General features: G+C 52.7%; 21 protein-coding genes and 1 riboswitch. Of the genes, 8 read left to right on the top strand and 13 right to left on the bottom strand.

Annotated features, from left to right (window positions below):
• Position 1 precedes the first annotated feature (1 nt).
• The 5 genes from B152_RS0102325 to B152_RS0102305 all read right to left on the bottom strand — a co-directional run bounded on the left by B152_RS0102325 (position 2) and on the right by B152_RS0102305 (position 6095).
• On the bottom strand, positions 2-1186 hold the full coding sequence (locus B152_RS0102325; protein WP_026261213.1) for a malate--CoA ligase subunit beta: 1185 nt from the start codon (positions 1184-1186) through the stop codon (positions 2-4).
• A 544-nt stretch (positions 1187-1730) separates the two neighbouring features.
• Entirely contained in the window at positions 1731-2066 is a 336-nt protein-coding gene (locus tag B152_RS0102320; RefSeq protein ID WP_020590764.1) for a YdbL family probable chaperone protein, read from the bottom strand.
• A gap of 23 nt (positions 2067-2089) precedes the next feature.
• Positions 2090-2248, bottom strand: a complete 159-nt coding sequence (locus tag B152_RS25730; protein WP_020590763.1) for a YnbE family lipoprotein — start codon at positions 2246-2248, stop codon at positions 2090-2092.
• A gap of 295 nt (positions 2249-2543) precedes the next feature.
• Complete coding sequence (locus B152_RS0102310) at positions 2544-2924, bottom strand: hypothetical protein (RefSeq protein ID WP_020590762.1); 381 nt, start codon at positions 2922-2924, stop codon at positions 2544-2546.
• A 75-nt stretch (positions 2925-2999) separates the two neighbouring features.
• A complete protein-coding gene (locus tag B152_RS0102305) occupies positions 3000-6095 on the bottom strand; it encodes an intermembrane phospholipid transport protein YdbH family protein (RefSeq protein ID WP_083921775.1) in 3096 nt (1031 codons plus the stop codon).
• A gap of 208 nt (positions 6096-6303) precedes the next feature.
• Between B152_RS0102305 and B152_RS25725 the strand changes: the two genes are divergently transcribed.
• Entirely contained in the window at positions 6304-6468 is a 165-nt protein-coding gene (locus tag B152_RS25725) for a DUF3012 domain-containing protein (RefSeq protein ID WP_020590759.1), read from the top strand.
• A 19-nt stretch (positions 6469-6487) separates the two neighbouring features.
• Complete coding sequence (locus B152_RS0102290; protein WP_020590758.1) at positions 6488-7456, top strand: alpha/beta hydrolase; 969 nt, start codon at positions 6488-6490, stop codon at positions 7454-7456.
• A 26-nt stretch (positions 7457-7482) separates the two neighbouring features.
• Here the strand turns inward: B152_RS0102290 and B152_RS0102285 are convergent, their stop codons facing one another.
• On the bottom strand, positions 7483-8139 hold the full coding sequence (locus tag B152_RS0102285; RefSeq protein WP_020590757.1) for an O-methyltransferase: 657 nt from the start codon (positions 8137-8139) through the stop codon (positions 7483-7485).
• A 156-nt stretch (positions 8140-8295) separates the two neighbouring features.
• A riboswitch (cobalamin riboswitch) is annotated at positions 8296-8525 on the top strand.
• A 110-nt stretch (positions 8526-8635) separates the two neighbouring features.
• Here B152_RS0102285 and B152_RS0102280 point away from each other — a divergent pair.
• The 5 genes from B152_RS0102280 to B152_RS0102260 all read left to right on the top strand — a co-directional run bounded on the left by B152_RS0102280 (position 8636) and on the right by B152_RS0102260 (position 12932).
• On the top strand, positions 8636-9895 hold the full coding sequence (locus B152_RS0102280) for an aromatic ring-hydroxylating oxygenase subunit alpha (protein WP_033405606.1): 1260 nt from the start codon (positions 8636-8638) through the stop codon (positions 9893-9895).
• Positions 9896-9987: 92 nt separating this feature from the next.
• Positions 9988-11076, top strand: coding sequence for an FAD-binding oxidoreductase (locus tag B152_RS0102275; RefSeq protein WP_026261211.1), 1089 nt, complete (start codon positions 9988-9990; stop codon positions 11074-11076).
• Positions 11077-11279: 203 nt separating this feature from the next.
• The gene (locus tag B152_RS0102270) at positions 11280-12125 is read left to right on the top strand and encodes a fumarylacetoacetate hydrolase family protein (RefSeq protein ID WP_020590754.1); all 846 of its coding nucleotides are present in this window, start codon (positions 11280-11282) and stop codon (positions 12123-12125) included.
• 222 nt (positions 12126-12347) lie between these two features.
• Positions 12348-12575, top strand: a complete 228-nt coding sequence (locus tag B152_RS0102265) for a PAS domain-containing protein (protein ID WP_020590753.1) — start codon at positions 12348-12350, stop codon at positions 12573-12575.
• Between the two features lie 30 nt (positions 12576-12605).
• Positions 12606-12932: a hypothetical protein gene (locus B152_RS0102260; protein WP_020590752.1), complete on the top strand. Its 327-nt coding sequence runs from the start codon at positions 12606-12608 to the stop codon at positions 12930-12932.
• A gap of 31 nt (positions 12933-12963) precedes the next feature.
• Here B152_RS0102260 and queF read toward each other — a convergent pair whose 3' ends face one another.
• The 4 genes from queF to queC form a co-directional block, all read right to left on the bottom strand.
• The gene (gene queF, locus B152_RS0102255) at positions 12964-13431 is read right to left on the bottom strand and encodes a preQ(1) synthase (RefSeq protein ID WP_020590751.1); all 468 of its coding nucleotides are present in this window, start codon (positions 13429-13431) and stop codon (positions 12964-12966) included.
• A gap of 72 nt (positions 13432-13503) precedes the next feature.
• Positions 13504-14292, bottom strand: coding sequence for a 7-carboxy-7-deazaguanine synthase QueE (gene queE / locus B152_RS0102250; protein ID WP_020590750.1), 789 nt, complete (start codon positions 14290-14292; stop codon positions 13504-13506).
• Positions 14289-14645: a 6-pyruvoyl trahydropterin synthase family protein gene (locus B152_RS0102245; protein ID WP_020590749.1), complete on the bottom strand. Its 357-nt coding sequence runs from the start codon at positions 14643-14645 to the stop codon at positions 14289-14291. Before B152_RS0102245 ends, queE begins: the two co-directional genes overlap by 4 nt.
• Positions 14645-15364 (bottom strand): 7-cyano-7-deazaguanine synthase QueC, encoded by a 720-nt coding sequence (gene queC, locus B152_RS0102240; RefSeq protein WP_026261209.1) that lies wholly within the window; start codon positions 15362-15364, stop codon positions 14645-14647. The genes B152_RS0102245 and queC overlap by 1 nt, the downstream gene beginning before the upstream one ends.
• Positions 15365-15649: 285 nt before the next feature.
• On the opposite strand from queC, the gene B152_RS0102235 reads away from it, so the two are divergent.
• A complete protein-coding gene (locus tag B152_RS0102235) occupies positions 15650-17101 on the top strand; it encodes an NAD-dependent succinate-semialdehyde dehydrogenase (protein ID WP_020590747.1) in 1452 nt (483 codons plus the stop codon).
• 87 nt (positions 17102-17188) lie between these two features.
• Here B152_RS0102235 and B152_RS0102230 read toward each other — a convergent pair whose 3' ends face one another.
• Genes B152_RS0102230 through B152_RS22200 form a run of 3 tightly spaced genes read right to left on the bottom strand, consistent with a single transcriptional unit; the run spans position 17189 to position 19647 of the window.
• Positions 17189-17986 (bottom strand): hypothetical protein, encoded by a 798-nt coding sequence (locus tag B152_RS0102230; protein ID WP_020590746.1) that lies wholly within the window; start codon positions 17984-17986, stop codon positions 17189-17191.
• On the bottom strand, positions 17983-18978 hold the full coding sequence (locus B152_RS0102225; RefSeq protein ID WP_020590745.1) for an esterase/lipase family protein: 996 nt from the start codon (positions 18976-18978) through the stop codon (positions 17983-17985). Before B152_RS0102225 ends, B152_RS0102230 begins: the two co-directional genes overlap by 4 nt.
• Positions 18979-19020: 42 nt before the next feature.
• Positions 19021-19647 (bottom strand): TetR/AcrR family transcriptional regulator, encoded by a 627-nt coding sequence (locus B152_RS22200; protein ID WP_020590744.1) that lies wholly within the window; start codon positions 19645-19647, stop codon positions 19021-19023.
• Positions 19648-19713 lie beyond the last annotated feature (66 nt).

Raw genomic sequence — 19713 nt, 5'->3', positions numbered from 1 at the left:
TCTATCCCCTCTGTCCCGCTTGTGCTTTTTTCCAGGCCCCGACCACAGCTTCCGCTGCTTCTGCAAGAGTATCCGCCGTAATCACCTTCTGGCGACACTGCTCCAGAATACGACGGCCTTCTTCGACATTGGTGCCGGAAAGACGCACAACGAGAGGGATCTTGAGATCAATCTTCTCGATCGCCTGAACCACGCCCTGGGCGACCCAGTCACAACGGTTGATCCCGGCAAAAATGTTCACAAGGATGGCCTGGACGTTTTCATCGGCCAGAACCAGATTGAAAGCCTTGGCCACCCGTTCCGGTGAAGCTCCACCGCCGATATCGAGAAAATTCGCAGGCTCACCGCCCGCATGGCTGATCATGTCCATGGTCGCCATGGCCAGCCCGGCACCGTTGATCATGCAGCCGATATTGCCATCAAGCCCGACATAACTGAGCCCCCGGTCAGCGGCCCGGGTTTCCCGCGGGTCCTCCTGGGACTTGTCCCGCAGTTCAGAGATATTCGGACGACGAAACAGCGCGTTGTCGTCAAAGGTCATCTTCGCATCCAGCGCGATGATATCTTCGTTCTCGGTCACAACCAGCGGGTTGATCTCGACCATCGTGGCATCCAGTTCACGGAAGGCGCGATAGCAGCCCATAATGGTTTTGACCATCTGGTTGATCAGACTGCCCGGCAAACCGAGAGAGAAAGCAATCTCCCGTGCCTGAAAAGCCTGCATGCCAACCGCAGGCTCAACCGACATCCGCACGATTGAGCCCGGCCGGTTCGCCGAGATCTCCTCGATCTCCATCCCGCCTTCAGCCGAGGCAACCACGAGGATCCTGTCGCTGCTGCGATCCAGCACAAAACCCAGATAAATCTCGTTGCGGATCTGGGTCGCCTCTTCGACATAAAGCCGATAGACACCCTTGCCTTTTGGCCCGGTCTGGTGGGTCACCAAACGCTTGCCCAACAGATCGTCTGCCGCATCCCAGACCGCCTGTTCCTTGTCACAGAAGACCACACCCCCGGCTTTGCCGCGGGCACCGGAATGAATCTGTGCCTTGACCACCCATTTGTCGCCGCCAATTTCGCGGGCGCGATAGGCGGCTTGTTCCGGGCTGTAGGCCAACCCACCCTGGGGAATGTTCACCCCAAAGTCGGAAAGCAGAGCCTTTGCCTGATACTCATGAATATCCACTGCGTTAATCCTCACTGCCGTTATCACACCCAGACAGAGAGTGCAGTTGGACCAACCGTCGTCTGCGCTTAACTCTTTCTGTTTCCCCGAATTTTCCTGCAAAAGCAGAAGGGACAAATAAAACCCGGGAAGGTGCATTTATTTCTATTAAAGAGGCTACTTATACTTAACCTTAGAATTAATGATGGTAAATGCAGGCATTTTACCAATTACCTGTGCCATTATGTCTTCAAAATAAGGTCAAAATATCCTCTCACAGTCCATTTAGGCCGAAAAGGCAGGAAAGCTATACGCCACGAACGACACATTTTTTTAAATATTAGACAGAATCAAAATACTGCTGGGGAGCACCTAAGTATAAGTTCCACCAGTTCTTCAATGTGAAAATATATATGAATAATCGGCACAGATTAATATTGCACCGCAGCATCAAGCTTCAGATTTTCGACAGCAAAAAGGCCCCGCCAATCAACGGAGCCTTTTAAGCTTAATCATATCTGCCAGAATTCTGACACCCGACGATATCAGCCGCATCACCGCGACGCTATTTTTGCGCCCAGGAACCATCCTGCAGCAAAAACCAGGTACCTGCCGGAGCTTTACCTCTGATCTCCTTGCCATACACCATCCCGACCTGCTCGGCAGGGACACCTTCTTTGGCGGCCCGTTCCTGATAGATTTTGGACCGCTGAGCATTAACCGATGCAACAAAACTGGCCGCAGAAGCATCCCGGGCAACAGCCAGGCCGTCAAAACGTTCGCCAACCGCGCCACTGCTACGCAAGGCATCCAGATCCTGCGCCCAAGAAGGGGCACTGATTGATGTGAAGGCCAAAGCGACGAGCAAAACTCTCAACATTTTCATGCCATGTAGAACCATATCTATATCTCCTGCGCCACAACCTAGAACAGATTCGGATTGTTGTTGATATCTTCTTTCGCCTTTTCTTCCAGACGAACCCTGACATCTGCATCAAGCTTGATGTTGAGGTTGATGGTGATCGGCTCTTTTGGTGCCGCCACCTGTACCGTCGGGGTACAGGCCTGTATGGCAACTGCCATCGCGCACAAAAGCAGATAACGCTTGTAATAACTATCTCTCTGAAGGCAGACCAAGGCTGTATCCTCTGTTCAGAATAAAACGTTCTGCCAGAACAATAGGCGTTCAAATATGGCAAGGGAAAGGCATTTTCAGGTTTGGGGAGATTTATTTCTCCCCATTTCTCCCGGTAATCCCCCTTTTTTAATGGAATTAAAAAGTAAGATTTCCTCGGCATCATCACGAGAACTCTGATGTTGATGCATAACTGATCGTAATCGTGGTCTCATAAGAATATTAACGATTCCAGATTTACGTTTATCGGAACTCTTCTATTTCCTGTGTCAGCAATTGATAACAACATGCCAGTTCCATTCCGACTGAGGGTTCGATGAACAGAATTTTGTTATTTTCATCTGAGCCATGGGTACAAAAAACAGATGAATCAATATCTAAGACTTTATAACAATATTTGAGGTAGTTTGATTCAGAATGTTTCTCAAACACCAAAAAATCAAGAATCACATTTTGCAACATTGCCCCTGAACAAGAAAATCGGCTCACGCCTTCAAGAAGCAAGTGCACCTTTTCATCTGTATCTGGAAACCAGAGCTTAACCGCAAGCGTCTTGTTTTCCCTGTTTATATCCAGCCCCGTGATTTCCCAATCATGAAAGGACGAGGATAGCTTTTTTGCCATTCTAAATGCCTGTTATTCGCTTGTATGAACCGAGAAACTGGCGCCCCAAATCAATAGTCACATGAATCTCCCCTATCACGGCCGTTTGAAGAAGCCGGAAACCAGTCCTTGCGATATCTTTTGCCCCTGTAGCAGCGCCTCAAGCAGTGGTTCGATCCTGGTTTCCAGATTGACATTTATGCGGAAGGGATGGCCATCAAGTACCTTTTCGTTGGCGCCGCTGATCCCGAGCCTTACTTCGCTGGCCGCATTGAAAGGTTTCTCGATATCAAGAGTGAGTTCGCTATAGTGGAAATCTTTCAGGGCTTCGACCAGCAGTTCAACCTGCTCACCCCCGGAAGAGAGGGCATCGGCAATTATCTCTGATCTGATCCTCAGCACGCCGGGACCATCTGTTGCAAGGTGCCCCGGACCGACAGCGATATATTCACCCTCAATGATCATTGGAATACTTCCTGACAAGCGTCCGGTTCCCCCAAGGTTGTCCTGACCGATCAGTTCAAACAGCTCCTTCACATCAAGAGACTCAATCAGTAACTCAAGGCTCTGACGTTCTCCGGTTACGGGAATTTTCCCCGGTGACAGGGCCAGCGTCCCGCCCGTAATTTCAAGCCCTGCTTTCCTTAACTCAACAATCGGCTCGCCCTCTTCGAGAAAGGCGCCCCAGAGCAGCTCCACCCCGGTAACAGGCAGTCCTGCGTCAATTTCCGCGATCCTGATACTCTGGCCCGGCGGCAAAGTCGGCTGGTCAATGCCCTGAAAGAAAAACCGTCCCTCGAAACCTTTCATGGCAAAGCCATTGACCAGGCTCTCTGCCAGATCGAGGTTCAGATAACCCTCGCCATCAGGAACCCCGTTGGCAAGCCTGATCTTCGCCTGTCCATCAAGGCTGCCATCAATAATGCGAATGCCCGAGAGCAGGGGCGAAAAGGTTTCAGGCTGCAGCCCTCCCTCAAGCAGAAGCAATTTAGGCAGCGTCAGATCAAACTCTCCGTCTCCCCTCTCTGGTGCGAAGCTTCCCGTTGCATTTAACAATGTCGCCCCTTCGCTCAGCGCCACAGCCGCGGAAACATTCAGGGTCTTCAGGTTGCCCTTGCTTTCCCCCTTGAACGTCAGGGGCGGGAAATATCTCTCCGGGTTCAGACTCTCAACTCCCCCGGACAGCGTTGTTGAAAAGGGCAAAGCCTCCAGATCAAAGACTGCGCTCCCCTTCTCAGGTTCCGCAAAAGCCAGATCTGTCGAAGCCTGTCCCTGCAGATTTATTATCTGAACCTCAAGGGCCGGAGCCGTGATTTCCTTGCTGGAAAACTTTGCTTTCCACTGCCCTGTTACGTCTCCCTGAAGATCGAGCCCGATACCGGATAACCTTACCTCCTGCGGCTCGGCAAGAACGTTCAGATCCAGTTGTTTTATCGTCGCCGAAGCTGTGATCTCAGGAAAAGCAGGTAAAGTTTTATGGTCTGGCCCGGCATCTTCTTTGCCAGAAAGACCAGCCGACAGGGAAAGGTCCTGCAGCTCAAGACGGGTGGGTTTTTTCAGCTCGAGCAGATCCGGGAGAGAAAGCGCATCAAGTTGCAGCCCTCCACGCGTGCCCGAAAGGGAGAGCAAAGATCCCGCAAGATAATTCCCCTCAAGCGCCAGTTTGGACAGGCTGGCCCGTCTTGCCCCTTCGCGGAATTCCCCTCCGGCAAGCGCGATCTGCCATGCCCCTTGCCATGCCGCGCCTGTATCAAGTTTATCGTCGCTCACCTCTGCCCGAGCAGCGGAAAGGTGCGCCTTCAACCCTTGTCCTTTTATCCTGCTGCCATCCGCACGGGAGAGTGAAAATGCGTCTCCGGATATCTCGATATCTGCCCTGGGCTCACGCAGCTTTCCTTCAGCAAGATTGAAAATTCCCGCAGCATCAACCTGAAAACCGAGAGAGAAATCTTCTCGCCCGCGAAGTCGTCCGGAGAGGTGAGCAAGGCTTTGGTCCTCGCCCTGCAGCGGAACCAGCAGCTGTGTTTCGTCCTTGGCGATTTCGATCCTGGCCCTTGGGCCGAGTATATCCCGAACCTCAGGCGGCAAAGGCATCTTTTCAAAACCGGAAAAATCAAGCGACGCTCCTTGCGAAAGCCCGATCTGGAAAGTTTTTCGGTCCGCCGTCAACAGGAGGGGTAAATCGCCAAGCAGAAGGCCGCCGTCATCAAGCTGAACCCTGCTTTGGATATGCACGGACAAAGAAGCACTGGCCTGTCCTATCCCTTCCAGCAGGGGCACCAGAGCTTCTTGCCACTGCTGCGGCTGTGCGCCCTTAACCGGGATAACGCCTGTGCCATCCAGCTCAAGCGTCGCAGCGGCAGAGCGGATCTTGACGTTTTCCGGCATTTCCTGTGCAAACAGGGCAAGCGGCAGTTCGCCCGTCAGATTTCCCTGCACATTCCAGCTGGCTCCAGCCCTGTCAAGCCCGGCTACATCCAGAAAGAGTGCCGCAGCTCCCTCGCCCTGCAGGCCGAGTTCCTGCCAATCAATATCCCAGTCAAGCTGTACATCCGAAGCGCTGAAGATCATCCCCAGATCCAGCCGCTCGGGTTGATGCCCGGCAAAGTCGCCCCCAAGAAAGTTCACCCAGCCCTGGATGTCCTCTTCTCTGGTTCCGACAAGCTCTGCGGCAAAGGGTAAAGTGACCGGCCCCTGTTGCGACAGGATTTCCAGCGCCCCGTCATTCAGACGGATCTCCGGTCGGAACGGCAGAGAAATATCCGAGGAAGCCCCTGAACTGCCAGATCCTCCAAGCAGCGGTTCCAGCGACCCGAGAAAGGGTTGCTTTCCCGTCAGGTCGAGCTTGAGACGCAGCCCGTCCGCCACGACCTGGAGCGGCCCTCCCTCCCATAATTCCAGCAAGTCAAAACTCACGACCAGCGACCCGAGCCGGAATTCTTCCTCCTGCCCTGCAGTTATATTTTCCACAGCCACACGATCAAAGCTTATATCCGTCACCCGGGCAGAGAAGGCAGGCACTTTTGCCTGTAAAGCCGTCTGCTCCAGGCCCCATTGCGCCAGATCGACCCGAAAGACAACCAGCCCCCCGGCACAGAGAAGCAGCCCCAAAACGCCCCAAAGAAGGACACGTTTACAGAAGAGCATCACTTTAAGTATTCGTTTGTCTGTCTGCGCTTTTGCTGTTGCCATCCTGCCAGATTATCACAAGGCCCAACTGAGAAAAGATTCCTTTATGGCAAAAGACAAAACACCCTTGAGACAGTCTCTGTAAAGATAGGTATTACCCCGAAGTGGTATTGAGCCCTGCGGCGGACTATCGTACTATCCTCACCACAACCATCTATAAATCCAGTATCATTTCTTTAAATCCACTATCATTTCTTCCGGGGAAAATTCCATGACCTACCTTAAGCTTGCTCTCGCAGCTCTTTTTATCACTGCCCTTTCCGCCTGCTCTCCCGAGGTTGGCAGCCAGGAATGGTGTGATGCTCTGAAAGAAAAACCCAAAGGTGACTGGTCAGCCAACGAAGCGACAGACTTTGCCAAACATTGCCTTCTCTAATCGGGTAATCTGGATATAAATGGCGACCCTTCTGGATCCTGAGCTGGATATTTTTGTTTCGGAAACCGAGAGCTTTTCCGGACCCGCAACAAACGATTTTACTGTTATCCGTGAAGGTTATAACCGGATGGCTCAACACTTTCAGGCACCGCATCCTGAAGGTTTACTGATCGAGAATAGTGCCATTAGAGGATTGGCGGGCGATATTCCTGTTCGGGTCTATCGTCCTGCCAACCTTTCATCTCCCTGCCCGACCCTGCTCTATTTCCACGGTGGCGGCTGGATTGTCGGCGACCTGGAAAGCCACGATTCCATTGCGGCAGATCTGGCAAAAGAAGCCAATATCCAGGTCATCGCTGTCGATTATCGCCTGGCTCCCGAACATCTTTTTCCTGCCGCTGTTGATGACTGCTGGACAGTCTTGCACAGCCTGTTGCAAGCACCCGAATTGTTTGCTGTCGATATCCAGCGGCTTGTGCTTGGCGGGGATTCCGCTGGTGCCAATCTGGCCGCGGCCCTTACCCTGCTGCTTCGAGAGCAACAGAAGGGAAACACCGTCCCCGGTTTCACTGCGGGTCTGAAAGGCCAGCTGTTGATCTATCCCGCTTTATCAAGCGAGACCCTGCCTTCGCGTATAACCCAGGCCAAGGCGCCGCTCTTTAGCGCAGAAGAGATGGATATCTACCTCCGGTATTATCTGGGCCGGGCAGTGACCGATGCAGACAAAAAAGACCCTCGTCTTTTTCCGGCTCAGGCCAGAGATTTCTCAAATCTTCCTCCTGCGTTTCTGAGTGCAGCCGAACTTGACCCTCTCGCCGATGATGTGCCCGATTATGCCCGAAAGCTGATCGCCACCGGGAGCAAGGCCAAATATCTGGTTGAACCCGGACTAATGCACGGCTGGCTCCGGGCGCGGCACCGAAGCCCGAGGGCAGCAGCCGCTTTTGCCAGAGTGGTCGCCGGATTGAAAAAGCTGCTTGAGAGCTAACCTGTCACAGACACCCCCGTTACATTTCAGGGTTTGCGCACCAGTGTCATGCCATCGGCAAAAGGCAACATCACCATTTCAACACGGCTGTCCGACACAATCGTCTGATTGAGTTGCTGGACCGCCTGGGTAATCGGTTCTGTCGTAGTTGCATTGGCAACATGTCCGTACCAGAGCACATTATCAATCACCAGCAATCCCCCCGGATTGAGAACCTCCAGACAGGCGTCGTAATAGGCCGGATACCTTTCCTTGTCGGCATCCAGAAAAATCATGTCAAAGGTCGCCCCCTTTTTCTGTAACCGATCCAGTTCGGCAAGCGCATCACAAAGCCTGAGTTCAATTTTTTCCTCTACCCCGGCTTCTGCCCAGTATTGCTCGGCAATATCGGTAAAGCGCTTCTGATTATCCAGACCGAGCAACGATCCCTCATCATCCAGAGCCCGCGCCATACAAAGGCTGCTGTAGCCGGTAAACACTCCGATTTCCAGAACCGTTGTGACACCCAGAAGTTTGATCAGAAAGGCGAGAAACTGGCCCTGTTCCGGACTGACCTGCATATGGCCGAATCTCATCGCCAGGGTTTCCGCCCGCAAGCGCCGCAAGAGATCATCTTCGCGAACACCCTGCTCAATCAGGTAATCCTGCAGCTGCGCCGAAATCGGCAGGTGTCGAGATTTCATAAAAAAATTCCTGAACAATGAATAACCGCGACCTGTTTTACCACGCTTACGACCTTTGAAGACAGCAATAACAGCCCTTGTCGCAAACGCTGGTCAGCCCGTCGTTTTTCAAGATGAACCCCACAGGGAATCTCATAAATTCTAGCAGGTAACAACAATACGATAACTCCTTCAGGTGCCAGATCATTTCAAGCGGTTGAGATCATCTGGATAATTGGGAAGTCGGTGTGCAACTCTCCCCGCACGATGCCGACACTGCCCCCGCAACGGTAGGAGAGGACAAGATCCGCCAGAGCCACTGGAGATTATATCTCTGGGAAGGAAACGGATCAGGGCACAAGACCCTCCTCTCGAGTCCGGAAACCAGCCTGCAGAAAAGTCGATAATCGCGGTGGGCGATTGGAACGATCTGGCAAAGGTCTGCGCCGAAGCATACCGCTGTCAACGTGTCCTCTCTCCTGCTGCAAGTCCCAACCGCACCCTTCAAGGTGCACGAATGAGAGATGTGCGCATGTCCGCCCACGACACGATGTTTGATCTGCTTCGCAGCAAGAAACAAAACTACAGTCTGCCCCGTGAATTTTACAACGATCCGGAATTCTTCCAGCTCGACATGACCCATGTGTTTGGCAAGTCCTGGATCTTTGCAGGACTGGTCTGCGACATCCCCAAGCCAGGGAACTTTTTCACACTCTCTATTGGCGACGACCCGCTGGTTATCGTCCGGGATGACAACAATGACATCCACGCCATCTATAACACCTGTCGCCATCGCGGTTCAAAAATCTGCCTGACCGAAAAAGGCAGTACCGCCAAGCTGGTTTGCCCTTACCACCAGTGGACCTACAACCTGGATGGCAATCTGCTGTTTGCCGGCAATATGGGCGAGGGTTTCAAACCAGCCGATTACCCGCTGAAAAAAGCAAACATCGGTATCGCGGGTGGCATGATCTTCGTCTGCCTTGCCGAAAACCCGCCTGCTTTTGACAGCTTCAAGCTGGCCGTTGAGCCTTTCCTGCGTCCTCACGCCCTTGACCGGGCCAAGGTTGCCCACGAAATCACCATCCGGGAAAAGGCCAACTGGAAACTGGTGATCGAAAATAACCGGGAATGTTACCACTGCAACGGGTCGCATCCGGAACTGCTGAACAGCCTGCTGGAATTTGACAACACGGATGACCCGAGAGCCACCCCGGAATTCAAGCAGCTGGTGAGCCGCAAGGCGCGGGAGTGGGATCAGCTCGGCATTGCCCACGAGTCGACACCGCATAACCTCCAGTACCGCGCTGTGCGCATGCCGCTGGCAAACGGCACCACCTCCATGACCATGGACGGCACACCCGCCTGTCAGAAACTGATGGGAGATCTGAACGATCCGGATATGGGCTCCATGCGCCTTCTGCACCTGCCCAATACCTGGAACCATTTTATGGGAGATCATTCCATTGTCTTCCGCGTCATGCCGGTTGGTCCACAGGAAACACTGGTCACAACCAAGTGGATCGTCCACGAAGATGCGGTTGAAGGCAAAGACTACGACATCGAGAAAATGGTTGCCGTCTGGAATGCCACCAACCATCAGGACCGGGAACTGGCCGAAAACAATCAGCTCGGGATCAACTCCCGTGCTTACCAGCCCGGCCCCTATGCCCAGGAAGCCGAATTCGGCGTGATCAACTTCATTAACTGGTACAGCTCGGAAATGCTGAAACAGCTTTTTGATCCCGCAAGGTTTCAGGTTGCTGCCAGCCAATAACCGCTAAAGACAACAAAGAACGCAGCCCGGGTTGCGCTCTTTCTACTGACAATAAGCCCATAAGGGCCGCGACGATTTGGGAATTAGAGACAATGGCTGTCAAACAGGTAATCAGAGATTTAAACACAACCACCCCCTGGGACAGTCATTCTCAGAGGCTGGAATGTGTGATGATCCTCCAGGACACACACGATGTTAAAACCTTCTGCTTTCAGACAACGGACAACAGCTGGTTTCGCTATCTTCCCGGCCAGTTCATCACCATTGAACTGGAAATTGAAGGCAAGCCGGTTCTGCGAACCTATACACTATCCTCCAGCCCCTCCCGGCCGCTCTCGATCTCCATCACGGTAAAGGCGACCGAAGGCGGCTTTGTTTCCAACTGGCTGCACCAGAACCTCAAGGAAGGTGATCAGATCAAGGCCTACGGTCCCGCCGGGATCTTTACCCTGCACGATCACATGGCAGAGAAATACCTTTTCATTTCTGGTGGAGCCGGTATCACCCCGACCCTTTCCATGGCCCGCTGGCTGTTCGACTATGGACTGCACACTGACGTCCATTTCATTCACTGCGCCCGCACCCCGTCAGATATTATTGCCCGCCGGGAACTGGAAAGCATGAGTGCCCGCCTGGGTGATATCAAGGTCGCTTTTGCCTGCGAGAAACCCGACCCCTACGGCGCCTGGACGGGCTATACCGGACGGGTAAACCAGCTGATGCTTGAGCTGATCTCGCCCGACTATCAGGAACGGGAAATTTTCTGCTGTGGCCCAGCCCCTTTCATGCAGGCGGTCAGGGATATTCTCAATGCTGCCGGTTTCGATATGGATCGCTATCACGAGGAAAGTTTTGATTCTCCGATTAAGGAAGAATCAGATCGTCCCGAGCATGATGATGTGATTATTGATGCTGAAGCCGCCTCCCGCGTCAGTTTCACCCGTTCAAAGAAAGAAACCCGCTGCCAGGAGTCCGATACCATTCTGACGGCTGCCAAGAAAACCGGTCTGCATATCCCCAGTGCCTGTCAGTTCGGTGTTTGTGGCACCTGTAAAGTCAAGAAGGTCTCTGGTGACATCCATATGGTGCACAACGGCGGCATCACCCAGGACCAGATTGATGACGGTTTTATTCTGGCCTGCTGCTCCAACCCACTGGGCGAGGTTGTTATCGACTTCTGATCAAGGCAGCCTGGCGCCACCAGCATTCAGCTGGGGGAGTCAGGCTGTCCAGTTGCTGTTGCAGCTTATCCCTTTGGTCACAGGTGATTTTTCGTGGCAAGTCTGAAATGTCATGGCAAGCTCCTCGTCATAACAGCAGAATTGCCCGAAACAGCGGCAACAGGCTATCCGGCCTGGAAGCACCACATCACAGGGAGGGGAAAATGAAACTTCTGCGCTACGGCCCTATGGGGCAGGAAAAACCCGGGCTTGTCGGCCCCGAAGGAGAAATCAGGGACCTTTCAGGAGTGGTTCCAGATATTAATGGCGCAAGCCTTGATGACCAGACGCTTGACCTGCTTCGGACAAAAGATCCCCAAAACCTGCCATTGGTGGAAGGCAATCCAAGGATCGGGGCTTGCGTCAACAATGTCAGCAAAGTGATCTGTATCGGTCTGAACTATCATGATCATGCTGCCGAAGTCGGTGCACAGCCAACCCCGGAACCCCGCATTTTCATGAAAGCTTCCTCTGCCATCTGCGGACCGAATGACAATGTGGAGATCCCCCGCGGCTCAAGCCAGACCGACTGGGAAGTCGAGTTGACAATTGTGATTGGCACAAAAGCCAAATATGTTACTGAGGCCGATGCCATCAATCATATTGCGGGTTATTGCCTCGCCAATGATGTCTCCGAGCGTGATTTTCAAATGCGGCGCTCCGGTCAGTGGGTCAAAGGCAAGAGCCATGACACCTTCTGCCCCCTCGGTCCCTGGCTCGTAACCCGGGACGAGATACCTGATCCACACAATCTCGACATCTGGCTTGAGGTCGACGGCGTGCGCCGCCAGAACAGTAACACCCGGAATCTGGTCCATTCCGTTCCAGTTATTGTCAGCCATCTCAGCCATTTCATGACCCTGTTGCCCGGGGATATTATCCTGACAGGCACCCCCGCTGGTGTGGGCATGGGCTTAAAGCCGGACCCGCTTTTCCTCAAGCCGGGGATGACAATGGAGTTGGGAATCGAAGGTCTCGGACAACAAAAACAGGTCGCTGTTTCCGCCTGAACTTCTCACGGACCACAAATAAAATGCTGATACAAACAGGTTATGCTCGGCAAAGCCTCTGCTTTATACAATCAAAGGAAGTAAAACGCGTATTTCAAGAGGAAATCGGATTAAAACAGTCCGATTTTTACCAACTGTTTACATTTCTCGGTTCTGATGCTCGCCACAAAAGATCTTGCTGCGCCTGACAGGACAGCGGATTAAAACAATAACTTGGTCCGCATGCTAAAGCTGCAGAAACTTCACCACTACTGGTGCACGCAGAAATCCGGGAAAGCTTTTCCTTCCCGCAAGGATCTAGATCCACTGGATTTCTGGTACGCGCTGGGGGATGTTTCCCTGATTGATGTCGAGAACGAAACCGGGAAGACCGGGCAGTTCAGGATAAGACTTCTTGGTTCGAACATTCAGGCCCGGATCGGACGTTCGCTTACCCGGGAATACTTGTAGGAATTCCCCGAAACCGGTTCTCTCAACAAGATGTTTATGGCTTACCGGCATGTCTTGAGCAGTGGCGAGCCCGTCGCCTATCCCTCGTTTTTCCTTGATAGTCAGCAACAGTTGCCGTTTATCTGCTGTATCTGGCCTCTCTCCAGTAATGACGTCGATATTGATATGCTGTTCTGTTGCCGGGAACGGGTCTGGGACCACGATATCGAACACATAAAAACCAAAGAAACCGGGCAATTCCGGATCTGGCCTTACCAGGACTGGATTTCACACCCACTTCTTGCCACATTGTTCTCGTCTGGACATTCGCCTGAGGAGACCAAGCTTGGCCCCAATGCAGACGGGCCAAGCTGCTAAAGAAAAATCAACAAACCCGATTTATTTACGATCAGCCACGGCCCCGATAGGGCGGAACGCCCTGATCCGGAATCCAGATTCCAGCAGGCACCGGACCACTCTGATAGAACACATCAATCGGGATACCGCCTCTGGGATACCAGTAACCTCCAATCCGCAACCACTGTGGCTTCAGGAAGTCTTCAAGCTTCTTGCCAATTGAGACTGTGCAATCTTCATGGAAAGCCCCGTGATTACGGAACGACCCAAGGAACAGTTTTAGCGATTTGCTTTCAACCAGCCAGTCACCTGGAACATAATCGATCATCAGATGGGCAAAATCAGGCTGTCCGGTGATTGGACAAAGCGAGGTGAACTCCGGAGCTGTAAAGCGGACCACATAGCCCGATCCCTTCTGCGGGTTGCTCACCCGCTCGAGGACGGCTTCTTCAGGGGAATTGGGTAACTTGCTCTCTCCACCCAGCTGGGTGAGATTGGCGTAGATGTTTTCTTCGTTCATTTTGATCTAACTCCATTAAACAGGTTATGCCTGTCTCGTTTTCTCTTGCGACCCCGTAGTATCCCGAACAAGCTAAACCCCACGTTCATTGCCCCAGATCAACACATGTAACTGGGGCAGAACGGTTGCTTCAAACCACTGATCCTCGACGACCTTGTCAACCAGCCAACGCATCCGCTCCAGAATACCCTTCATGTCAACCCCAGGGGCCTCGTCATCAACAGTCCCCGGAGTATGGTTCCCCGGTTGTAAAAAGACGGGCAACTGTGGATAACGTCGACTGACGTCCTTTGCATAGGCGTAGTCAACATCATCAAAGACAACAATCTTGAGCGCGGTATCCGTGTCAGATCCCGCAGCTGCCACGCAGGCACTCAGAATATCCCAATCGGTTTCCATTTCGGATGATGGCGGCTTCGGGCTCAATGTCAGATTATCAAGCTTTGCAAACCATTCTTTGGTAACACTCCCCTGGGTCTCCAGCGCGAAACGGTACCCCTGTTCATGCCCCATATCGATCAGTCCGCCCAGCGGCTGAATCGCCGGATTCCCACCTGAAAGGGAAACCAGCAACGGTTTGTTGCCCGACAACTTGTTCACTTCCGCCATGATCGCTTCTGGCGAAAGCGGTCTCCATAACTCACGGAAGCTCGAATCAACCGCATAAAGGGTATCACACCAGCTGCAGCGATAATCACAGCCACCTGTCCGAACGAACACCGTTGGCTGACCGATCACCGCACCCTCGCCCTGAACCGTCGGGCCAAAGATTTCACTAACTCTGATCGTACCTGCATTGGGGCGTTCCGTCGCCGAAGGTCTCATTCCAGAAGAATTGTCATTGGAACAACGGCTGATCATGGCCGGTACTCGGCCCAGGTCTTCGGCGTTTCACTCACCCGCATGGCTGTGACTTCCGGCCAACGGGAAAAAGCCCAGTCAAACAGGTGTTTTGCCAGCCGTTCAGCCGTCACCAGATCATCTCCGAGCACCTCGTTAAGATGGCGGTGATCCAGTTCATCATCGATGTAGCTCTTCAAAGCACCCAGTTCCAGATAGTCCCGGACAAAGCCGGCCTGATTGAGTGTTGCTCCGGAAAGCTCGATCTCGACGATATAATTATGCCCGTGCAAGCGTGAACAGGGATGGCCTTCGGGAACACCAAAAAGCTGGTGCGATGCCGAAAAGGCAAACTGTTTGGAAATTCTGTACATTATTCCGCCTCTCCAACACGGGATGCGGCTTCGCGGGCAACTGCTTCCTGCCAATAATCCGGGTCCTGGTACACCGTCGGGTCCTCGACCCCGGCCAGATGGAAGGCTTCGCGCCGCTCAACACAGGTACCACAGCGACCACAATGCTGCTCATAGCCCTTGTAACAGGACCAGGTATCGGCGAAGGGAACTCCCAGTCGGGCTCCTTCCGCAGCAATGTCGCTTTTCGGGCTGTGAACAAACGGCGTATAGAGCTTCACCGATGCGTAACCCTCAAGGGCATGCTGCTGCATCTCTTCAAAAGAATCAATAAAGGTCGGACGACAATCGGGGTAGATAAAGTGATCCCCACCGTGAACCGCTGCAGCGACAGCATCGGCCCCTTCGGCTGCTGCTGCCCCAAAGGCAATGGCCAGCATAATGGCATTACGGTTCGGCACCACCGTTACACGCATATTCTCTTCAGCGTAGTGTCCATCTGGCACTGCGAGATCATCAGTCAGAGCAGAGCCCGACAGCAGAGCGCCTACATTGGCAATATCGATGATATTGTGCGGGACACCCAGGCGCTCGGCGCAACGGCGGGCATAATCGAGTTCTTTCTTGTGGCGTTGGCCATAATCGAAAGAAATCAGGCGCGTCAACTCAGCCTCGGCAGCAACCTTGTGCGCGAGCGTAACTGAGTCCAAGCCACCTGAACAGATGACGAGTGTTTTCATACATTCCAATCCTTGTTTTTCTACCGGGTAGGCTGCGACCGGGGAACCTGACAGTGCGCTGATGGCTCCAGTTTTTCGTAAAAGCGCGGCACTGGTATAGCGCAAGAGAGCAAAAAAGCAAAGGCCTCAAGCCCTGAGCGAGGAGAAACCCAGCCCTGCGGCACTTGCAGACTGGCCTATATTACCCTCGTACAGTCAGAAAACAGGGGAATAGCCGTTGTCCAACGCATAACGCTGTGCCTATGATGCTCCTCATTTTTACTAAATCCTGTGCGCGAGGCCGCTATGAAATTGAAAGACCCGTCATTACTGCGAGACAAATGCTACATTGATGGCAGCTGGATTTCTGCTGACAGCGGCGAAATCTTTCCTGTTACCAATCCGGCAAATGGCGAAACCATAGCTTCGGTTCCCCGCATGGGTGAGGCAGAAACGCATCGCGCCATCGAAGCAGCCCAGACCGCCTTTGCCAGCTGGAAAGACCGCACCGCAAAAGAGCGCGCCAACATCGTGCGCAAATGGTACGAGCTGATTATGGCCAATCAAGATGATCTTGCGCTTCTTATGACCATGGAGCAGGGAAAACCTCTGGCCGAGGCCAAAGGTGAAGTGGCTTATGGCGCGTCCTTTGTCGAGTGGTTTGCCGAAGAGTGCAAGCGGGTCTACGGTGATACCATCCCCGAACATCTCCCCGGGCGACGTCTGGTTGTCACCAAAGAGCCGATTGGCGTCGTCGCGGCAATCACTCCCTGGAATTTCCCTATTGCCATGATCACCCGCAAATGTGCACCAGCCATCGCTGCTGGCTGCACCGTGGTCGTCAAACCTGCCGAAGACACTCCGCTTTGCGCCTTCGCCCTGGCAGAACTGGCTCACCGCGCAGGTATCCCCAAAGGCGTTCTGAATATTGTTACAGGTGTTGCCAAACAGATTGGCAAAGCCATGACTGAGAGTACCCTGGTCCGGAAACTGACCTTCACTGGCTCAACCCCGATTGGCAAACTGCTCATGAAACAGTGCGCCGATACGGTCAAGAAAACCTCGATGGAACTGGGCGGCAATGCGCCCTTTATCGTCTTTGATGATGCGGATCTTGATGCCGCCGTCGAAGGTGCCATGCTTAGCAAATTCCGTAACGCGGGTCAGACCTGTGTCTGTGCCAACCGTATTCTGGTACAGGAAGGTGTCTACGAAGCCTTTGCCGAAAAACTTACCAAACGGGTTTCCGAGCTTAAGGTGGCCCCTGGCACAACAGATGGTTCCCAGCAAGGCCCCTTGATCAATAGCGCTGCCGCAACCAAGGTCAGTGAACTGATCAATGATGCCGTGGGTAAAGGTGCCAAGACGGTTATCGGCGGGAAACCACATGATCTCGGTGGCAATTTCTTTGAACCGACAGTTATTACCGGTGTCACAGATGACATGCGCATCTTCAGCGAAGAAATTTTCGGCCCGGTCGCCCCGCTGTACAAATTTAAAACCGAAGAAGAAGCCGTCAGGATGGCCAACGACACCCCCTTTGGTCTGGCCTCCTATTTCTACAGCCGGGACATTGGCCGTGTATGGCGGGTTTCACGCGCGCTTGAATACGGCATTGTCGGGATTAACGAAGGCATCATTTCCAACGAAGTCGCCCCCTTTGGCGGCGTCAAGGAAAGTGGCGTCGGACGCGAAGGCTCAAAATACGGTATGGAAGATTTTCTCGAAATCAAATACCTCTGCATGGGCGGGATTTAATTTTCCTCGCTTAAAGAACAAAGGGAGCCTTCTGCGGGCTCCCTTTTCTTTTACCATGATAACATCAAGGCAATAAATCGCGCAAAATCACGTCTTGAGAGATGTTTCTACATCTGTCCTCTTCACCATAGCTGCCACCATAAAAACCGCGAGTGCCGCGGCCAGATGTTTCAGACTGTGTCCACTGATGGACTGCCCGAAGGCTATAAAGATTTCTGTATCAAAATATTCCAGAATTTTTGCCACAGCATACCAGAAATACATCCAGGCCAGATATTTCCCCTTTGTCTGTCGGCCTGCCGGATAAAGCCAGCAGATCAGGGGAATCGCCAACATTGGATAGAACTGTACCAGAAAATAGGCCCGGAGATCTCCAACTCCGGTCAGTTCGCTCTGGTACCAGTAGCCAAGTGCCGCAATGCCTAACAGTAAGAACCCCAGCAGAACATCTTTTCTGGCGAAAACCGGGTTAACCCTGTCTGCCAAAACCACCACGAAGAGGGACATAAAAGCCATGGTCATAGGCAAACGGTCCCAGAACAGGCGTGCGTTATCCGGGGCAGAGTGATAATAGGCCGATCCCGGCGCAATCAGGATAACCGCGAAGAAAAAAACCATGAAAGCAGTTCGCAAGCCGGGGGCCAGAACCAATCCCCTTTTTTCTGCTTCAGAAATTTTGAACACCCCCCAGAGACCAGCAATGACAAAGCCCAGGTTGGAGGCGACATCTCCAAAATTTTTTAGTCCAAAGCAGCTGCGCATATCCGCAAAAAGATGATAAAGCGGGTCCTGTCGGATCGGGGGAAGTAACAGCATGCCGACAGAGCTTGTAACCAGACTGAGAACCAGGATTTCCGTCCGATACCTTTTCAGTTTGTTGATCATGTAAGGCAATCTCCCTCACACGGAGACTCCACTATTTGCCCAAAATATTCAGATCTGTTTTCGAACTGCCCCCAGCGGATGTAATTAAAGGTCGCCACAATAATCCCCTGCTGCCTGCAGATGATGGAATGCAATCCCGGCATAACAATAAAATCTATACAGTTGGTCAGTCGGGCTTCCTCGACAGAGACGATACCATCGTCATCTCCCGGAAGTAAGGGATTGTACCCCTTACCATCCGAGAGACCTCCCGCAATTACCGCCACATCACAATCAGGAATGGGGATTTGGCTGACCATCTGCGGCACCAGTTCCTGACCTGACTTGCCATAGATCAAGCGATAATAAGAATAATCTCGCATCCATTGTGCGATTGCCGATCCCTGGTTCGGCGGGGCAATCATCACAACCCTTCCCAGCTTTAAGTCCAGGCCCCATTCTTTGGCTCGCGCCAGCAGGTACCGCACCACAAGCCCGCCCATACTATGGGTTACGAATGATACCCGTTCTATATCAGGGCGGCGTCCCAGCAATCTTGCCAGCTGCTGCGCATGTTCGACGATAAATGCCCGGGTAGAGGGATAGGTAATCGCGGCCACTTCATAACCAAGCGCCTCAAAAGGTTTCCGCATATGGTCAAAGGTATCACCAGAACGGGTGATACCGTGCACCATGACGACGAGATGTTTTTCTCCTGTCCCTGAAAGGTGAGGTTGAAGAATTTTTTGCTCTTTACGAATTGCTCCAAAAGCCTGTTCGCAGTTCTCATAGCTGCCCCAGGCCAGGCGTTCGTCATCCGGATTCAGCAAGCGGCAGTGCCCACTGTAAAGATTGGACTGGATGCGCCAGCCAGCAAAAACATACTCATCCAGCCAGAACTGTTTCCCGCCCAAAGTTGGCATCTGGATATTCAGCGGCAACCCCTTTTCGGCCCGCAGGAGCTTTGCAGCCAGACTCATCCCCTGTCGCAACCTGTTTTCCAGTTTCTCCATCTAGAGGGCCCTTTCCATAAGACCATAAATACACTGCGAATATTACGAATGCCGGTTGGGTTGATACGGGTGCTCCAGCCCCAACCCTCGGATAAAATTTTTCGCCAGAAGGCGGGACATTTCTTCCATGGATACCCGAGAGACGATACCAAGTTTCCCGGCATACGCCAGGGAGCTGACTCCATGCAGACTGGCCCAAAGTGTTGCTGACACCAAACGCTGTTCACGCTTGGGTGTTTCGCTAAAAAGCGGTTCGAGACACTCGTCAATACGCAAAAGAAGTCTTTCAATTTTATCCTGATACCACCCCGGAAGTTCCTGTTGCTGGGGCAAACTATGCTCGAACAAAGCCTGCCAGAGTCTGCTGTTGTTGCTGACGAACCCCAGATAACTCTCCACCAGGGTTTCAATATTTTCCTCAACCGTGCGCATTGCAGATCTCTTGGGAAGCTCTCCATGCAAGGCGTCCAATGTTTGCCCGTTCACCCTCAGCATCAAGTCGTCAAAATTCTTGAAGACGTTATAGATCGTCCCCGGCGCATAACCGATCACATCGGCAATTTTGCGAATGGAAATCGCTCGATACCCCTGTTCTACAACAAGACTTTTTGCAGCATCTATCGTCATCTCGAACAACTCTTCATGACTGTGATCAACCCGTCGGGCCATGAAAACTCCAATCTAATAAGGACTAGATACAAAATAATGAACACTGTTCAAAATTCAAGAAAAAAA

This window comes from Kiloniella laminariae DSM 19542, assembly GCF_000374005.1.
Taxonomy (GTDB): domain Bacteria; phylum Pseudomonadota; class Alphaproteobacteria; order Kiloniellales; family Kiloniellaceae; genus Kiloniella; species Kiloniella laminariae.
This window is presented reverse-complemented; position numbering and strand designations above follow the sequence as displayed.